The 1,183-nt window shown below is 49.9% G+C and carries 9 tRNA genes and 2 rRNA genes; all 11 read left to right on the top strand.

From position 1 onward, the window contains the following. Positions 1-107, top strand: a 5S ribosomal RNA gene (rrf, locus tag J7W16_RS21795); the annotation flags it as partial. Positions 108-115: 8 nt separating this feature from the next. Then, positions 116-191, top strand: a tRNA-Val gene (locus tag J7W16_RS21790). 3 nt (positions 192-194) lie between these two features. After that, positions 195-267 (top strand) — tRNA-Thr (locus tag J7W16_RS21785). Positions 268-277: 10 nt separating this feature from the next. Beyond that, positions 278-353 (top strand) — tRNA-Lys (locus J7W16_RS21780). A 30-nt stretch (positions 354-383) separates the two neighbouring features. After that, positions 384-465, top strand: a tRNA-Leu gene (locus J7W16_RS21775). Positions 466-473: 8 nt separating this feature from the next. Beyond that, a tRNA-Gly gene (locus tag J7W16_RS21770) sits at positions 474-545 on the top strand. Positions 546-564: 19 nt separating this feature from the next. Next, positions 565-650, top strand: a tRNA-Leu gene (locus J7W16_RS21765). Positions 651-657: 7 nt separating this feature from the next. Then, positions 658-734 (top strand) — tRNA-Arg (locus J7W16_RS21760). 7 nt (positions 735-741) lie between these two features. After that, a tRNA-Pro gene (locus J7W16_RS21755) sits at positions 742-818 on the top strand. Between the two features lie 13 nt (positions 819-831). Next, positions 832-907: transfer RNA gene (locus J7W16_RS21750), tRNA-Ala, on the top strand. A gap of 198 nt (positions 908-1,105) precedes the next feature. After that, positions 1,106-1,183 (top strand): 16S ribosomal RNA (locus J7W16_RS21745); the annotation flags it as partial.

The raw sequence follows: 1,183 nt of genomic DNA, 5'->3' as shown, positions 1-1,183 counted from the left end.
GATAGCGAAGAGGTCACACCCGTTCCCATGCCGAACACGGTCGTTAAGCTCTTCAGCGCCGATGGTAGTTGGGGGCTTCCCCCTGTGAGAGTAGGACGTTGCCGGACGAAATAATGGAGGATTAGCTCAGCTGGGAGAGCACCTGCCTTACAAGCAGGGGGTCGGCGGTTCGATCCCGTCATCCTCCACCATATGCCGGCCTAGCTCAATTGGTAGAGCAACTGACTTGTAATCAGTAGGTTGGGGGTTCAAGTCCTCTGGCCGGCATCGTTTTCCCGAGCCATTAGCTCAGTTGGTAGAGCATCTGACTTTTAATCAGAGGGTCGAAGGTTCGAATCCTTCATGGCTCACCATTTTAGGTGTTTAGAAAAATACCATTATACGCGGGTGTGGCGGAATTGGCAGACGCGCTAGACTTAGGATCTAGTGTCTTATGACGTGGGGGTTCAAGTCCCTTCACCCGCATTAACGATGCGGAAGTAGTTCAGTGGTAGAACACCACCTTGCCAAGGTGGGGGTCGCGAGTTCGAATCTCGTCTTCCGCTCTTTATAGCAACAAGTCCTGCCGGGGTGGTGGAATTGGCAGACACACAGGACTTAAAATCCTGCGGTAGGTGACTATCGTGCCGGTTCAAGTCCGGCCCTCGGCATCACAATGCGCCCTTAGCTCAGCTGGATAGAGTGTTTGACTACGAATCAAAAGGTCGGGAGTTCGAATCTCTCAGGGCGCGCCATATTAGTCGGGAAGTAGCTCAGCTTGGTAGAGCACTTGGTTTGGGACCAAGGGGTCGCAGGTTCAAATCCTGTCTTCCCGACCATTTAACTATTTTTGGGGCCTTAGCTCAGCTGGGAGAGCGCCTGCCTTGCACGCAGGAGGTCAGCGGTTCGATCCCGCTAGGCTCCACCAAAAAAGTTTTGACAAAATGTTATTACTCTGTTAGAGTAATAAAAGTCGCCAATAAACGACAAAGAGTTCTTTGAAAACTGAACAAAAGCCAAGCGAAATAGAGATTTCACTGTTGATTTCAACAGTAAGGATATCTCGTCAATTTAGACTTTTTAAAAAGTCAGCAACAAGTATTGAGCTATTTAAACTCAAACCAATTTTATGGAGAGTTTGATCCTGGCTCAGGACGAACGCTGGCGGCGTGCCTAATACATGCAAGTCGAGCGGACTAATGGG

The sequence above is a fragment of the Halalkalibacter suaedae genome (assembly GCF_017939705.1).
GTDB lineage: Bacteria > Bacillota > Bacilli > Bacillales > Bacillaceae_D > Halalkalibacter > Halalkalibacter suaedae.
Note: the sequence above shows the minus strand (reverse complement) of the source record. Positions and strands in the feature narration are given on the sequence as shown.